The sequence below is a fragment of the Phenylobacterium sp. genome (assembly GCF_031360265.1).
Classification (GTDB): Bacteria; Pseudomonadota; Alphaproteobacteria; order Caulobacterales; family Caulobacteraceae; genus Phenylobacterium.
In genome coordinates, this window is the sequence record NZ_JANMBF010000063.1 from 1 (window position 1) to 3,941 (window position 3,941).

General features: G+C 68.6%; 4 protein-coding genes and 1 pseudogene. All 5 read left to right on the plus strand.

Features of this window, described 5'->3' with window-relative positions:
• A partial coding sequence (locus RMN86_RS05265) for an ATP-binding protein (RefSeq protein WP_309604784.1) occupies positions 1–940 on the plus strand: 940 nt, incomplete at its 5' end.
• A gap of 11 nt (positions 941–951) precedes the next feature.
• The gene (locus tag RMN86_RS05270) at positions 952–2,343 is read left to right on the plus strand and encodes a sigma-54 dependent transcriptional regulator (RefSeq protein WP_309604785.1); all 1,392 of its coding nucleotides are present in this window, start codon (positions 952–954) and stop codon (positions 2,341–2,343) included.
• Positions 2,343–3,206 (plus strand): D-amino-acid transaminase, encoded by an 864-nt coding sequence (locus RMN86_RS05275; RefSeq protein WP_309604786.1) that lies wholly within the window; start codon positions 2,343–2,345, stop codon positions 3,204–3,206. The genes RMN86_RS05270 and RMN86_RS05275 overlap by 1 nt, the downstream gene beginning before the upstream one ends.
• Before the next feature lie 101 nt (positions 3,207–3,307).
• Positions 3,308–3,553, plus strand: a complete 246-nt coding sequence (gene hfq / locus RMN86_RS05280; RefSeq protein WP_309604787.1) for an RNA chaperone Hfq — start codon at positions 3,308–3,310, stop codon at positions 3,551–3,553.
• Positions 3,550–3,941, plus strand: a pseudogene (locus tag RMN86_RS05285) (GTPase HflX); the annotation flags it as partial. The gene hfq and the pseudogene RMN86_RS05285, both read left to right, overlap by 4 nt.

The following is a 3,941-nucleotide window of genomic DNA, read 5'->3' on the forward strand; positions in this document are numbered from 1 at the left end:
GCTTCCGCTCGACGGTGTCGTGCCGGAACTGGCAGGTTTTCTTGCCGATGCCCGCAATGGCCGCCGTCTGGTACAGGGCCAGACAACACTCAATCGCTCCGGGCGCGAACGTATTTTCAACGTGCGGGTTACGACCGAGCCCGGAACTGCCGGAACCCAGCGCGGCTTCGTCGTGACCCTCGACGACATCACGGATCTGATCGCGGCGCAGCGTAGTTCTGCCTGGGCCGATGTCGCGCGGCGCATCGCCCACGAGATCAAGAACCCGCTGACCCCGATCCAGCTCTCCGCCGAGCGGCTGCGCCGAAAATACCGCAAGGACATCGCCCCGCACGAGCTGGAGACCTTCGACCGTTGCACCGACACCATCGTGCGCCAGGTCGGCGACATCGGCCGGATGGTCGATGAGTTCTCCGCCTTCGCGCGGCTGCCGGCGCCACGGGTCACCGAGCAGGACGCCGCCGAACTGCTCCGCGCGGCCCTGTTCGCCCAACGGGTGGCCAGTCCTGACATCGATGTCGAGCTCGTCGAGCCGACGCCCGATATCCGGCTGGTGGCCGACGGCGGGATGCTCGGCCAGGCGCTGACCAATGTGCTGAAGAACGCCGCCGTGGCGGTGGCCGCGCGGCCGGCGCCGACGCTCAGGGGGCAGGTTCGCGCGCGGCTGGTGTCCAACGAGACCGGCGTCGCCTTCGAGGTCGAGGACAATGGAATAGGCCTGCCCGCCAAGGATCGCGACCGGCTGACGGAGCCCTATGTGACCACTCGCGAAAAAGGCACGGGCCTCGGCCTGGCCATCGTCAAGCGCATCCTGGAAGACCACGGCGGCGAGCTGGTTCTAACCGACGCCCGCGAGGGCTCGGGCGCGCTGGCCATCCTGCGACTCCCCCCTTCGGCGCGCGCCCGTTCCGCGCCGGTTTCCCGGGCCGTGACGGCATGAAGGACCAGCTGATGGCGTCTGACGTACTGGTGGTCGACGATGAGGCCGACATCCGCGATCTGGTGGCCGGAATCCTCTCCGACGAGGGCTATGCCGTGCGCACGGCGACGGACTCGGAATCGGCGCTGGCCGCGATCCGGGCGCGTAAGCCGGCGCTGCTGATCCTCGACATCTGGATGGCCGGCGGCGGCCTGGACGGGCTCGAACTGCTGGACATGATCAAGGGCCTCGACGCCGACCTGCCGGTGATCATGATCTCCGGCCACGGCAACATCGAGACCGCCGTCAGCGCTATCAAGCGCGGCGCCTATGAGTTCCTGGAAAAGCCCTTCAAGTCCGACCGGCTGCTGCTGGTGGTTGAGCGGGCGCTGGAGGCCGCCAACCTGCGCCGCGAGAACCGCCGCCTGCGCACCCAGGCGATCACGCCGGACGGGGTCACCGGACGGTCGACGGCCGCCCAGCAGCTGCGTCAGATGATCGCCAAGCTGGCCGGCGCCAACAGCCGGGTGCTGATCTCCGGCCCGCCGGGTTCGGGCAAGGAGACCGTGGCGCGGCTGATCCACGCGGCTTCCGCCCGCACCCGCAACGAATTCGTGCCGATCAGCGCCGCCGGCATGACCCCTGAGCGGATCGACGTCGAGCTGTTCGGCCAGGAGGGCGATGACGGCCGCACCGCCAAGATCGGCGTCTTCGAACGCGCCCACGCCGGCACTCTCTATCTCGATGAAGTCGCCGACATGCCGCGCGAGACCCAAGGGCGCATCCTGCGGGTGCTGGTCGATCAGAGCTTTCGCCGCGTCGGCGGCGACTCCGATGTGCACGTGGACGTGCGCGTGGTCTCCTCGACCTCGCGCGACCTGCGCGAGGAGATCGCCGCGGGCCGATTCCGCGAGGACCTCTTCCACCGCCTGAACGTGGTGCCGGTGAACGTGCCGGGTCTGTCGGAACGGCGCGAAGACATCCCCGAGCTGGTGGAATATTTCATCGATCGGATCAGCACGGCCACCGGCATGCCGCGCCGCAGCCTGGCTGACGACGCCCTGGCGACCCTGCAGGTTCGCGCCTGGCCGGGAAACCTGCGCCAGCTGCGCAACAATGTGGAGCGCATGCTGATCCTGGCGTCCGGTGTGGCGAGCGATCCGATCACCGCCAACATGCTGCCGGCCGAGGCCATGGTCACCGACCAGGCCACCAGCCTGGGCGCCGAACGGATGATCGCGCTGCCGCTGCGCGAAGCCCGCGAGGTGTTCGAGCGCGAATACCTCAACGCCCAGATGCTGCGCTTTTCCGGCAATATCTCGCGCACCGCCGCCTTCATCGGCATGGAGCGCTCGGCCCTGCACCGCAAGCTCAAGTCGCTGGGCCTGTCCAGCGCGCGCGCGCTGGAGGAGGAGGTCGGCTGATGGGGCGGATCGCCTATGTCAACGGCCGCTTCGTGCCCCACGGCCAGGCGGTGATCCATATCGAGGACCGGGGCTACCAGCTGGCCGACGCCGTCTATGAGGTCTGGGCGCTGTTTGGCGGCAGGCTCTCCGACGCTCAGGGCCACTTCACCCGGCTGGAGCGATCGCTGGGCGAACTGCGCATCGCCATGCCCATGAGCCGCGCGGCGCTGACGCTGGTGCTGAAGGAGACGGTGCGCCGCAACCGCATCGCGGAGGGCCTGATCTATCTGCAGGTCAGCCGGGGCGTGGCCCGGCGCGACCACGCCTTTCCGACGACGCCGGTGCGCCCGGCCGTGGTCATCACCGTCAGCGCTGTCGATCGTGTCGCCTCCGAGGCTCGCGCCGCAAAGGGCGTGGGCGTCGTCACCACGCCGGAAAACCGCTGGGGCCGCTGCGACATCAAGACCGTGGGCCTGCTCGCCAACGCGCTGGCAAAGCAGAAGGCCCGGGAGGCGGGCGCGGCCGAGGCCTGGTTCGTCGATGACCTGGGGCTGGTCACCGAGGGCGCCTCGTCGAACGCCTGGATCGTCGATGGCGAGGGGCGGCTGCGCACCCGCGACACCAACGCCAACATCCTGCGCGGCGTCACCCGAGGCAGCCTGATCGAGGTGATCCGCCGCGAGGGGCTGGAGCTCGACGAGCGGCCCTTCACCCCCGCCGAAGCCATCGCGGCGCGGGAGGCGTTCATCACCGGCGCGGGGACGCTGGTGCTGCCGGTAGTCGCCGTCGACGGCAAGCCGGTGGGCGATGGCCGCCCCGGCCCGGTGGCGATGCGGCTGCGGCGTCTCTATATCGCGCAGGCCAAGGCCACGGCGGTCTGAGTCGCCGCGCGCGGTTGCGCCTGTCGCAAATCCCGGTCTAGCTGACATTCGTGTGTGGACGGCGCCTTGGCCGCCCGAAAACCAAAAAGAGGCGAAAAGCCATGAGTGAGAAGAAACAGAACCTGCAGGACACCTTCCTGAACAGCGTGCGCAAGTCGAAGACCCCGCTGACCATCTTCCTGGTCAATGGCGTCAAGCTGCAGGGCGTGGTCAGCTGGTTTGACAATTTCTGCGTGCTGCTGCGCCGCGACGGGCAGTCGCAGCTGGTCTACAAGCATGCGATCTCCACCATCATGCCGGCGCAACCCGTGCAGCTGTACGAGCCCGGCGAAGACGAGAACGATTGAAATCTTCCAAAGCGATTGACCGCGAGGCGCCGATCCAGGGCGCCGTCGTCATCCATCCCGACCGGGAGGGCAGGGGCTCTTCGCGGGCCGCGGCTGCACGTCTGGAAGAGGCCGTCGGCCTGGCGCTGGCGCTCGATCTGGAGGTCCGCGAGACCCTGGTCGTGAAACTGCGCCAGCTCACCCCGGCCACCTTGTTCGGCAAAGGGAAGGTGGAGGAAATCCGGGTGCTGGTGGAGGTCGAGGAGCTCGACGTCGTCGTCATCGACGACGCGCTCACGCCCGTTCAGCAGCGCAACCTCGAGAAGGCCTGGCAGGCCAAGGTCATCGACCGCACGGGGATGATCCTTGAGATCTTCGCCCGTCGCGCGCGGACCCGCGAAGGCCGCCT

What these genes read in the sequence shown, in the direction of transcription:
- RMN86_RS05270 (WP_309604785.1), top strand. Translation starts at nt 952, where the DNA reads ATGGCGTCTGACGTACTGGTGGTCGACGATGAGGCCGACATCCGCGAT.
- RMN86_RS05275 (WP_309604786.1), top strand. Translation starts at nt 2,343, where the DNA reads ATGGGGCGGATCGCCTATGTCAACGGCCGCTTCGTGCCCCACGGCCAG.
- hfq (WP_309604787.1), top strand. Translation starts at nt 3,308, where the DNA reads ATGAGTGAGAAGAAACAGAACCTGCAGGACACCTTCCTGAACAGCGTG.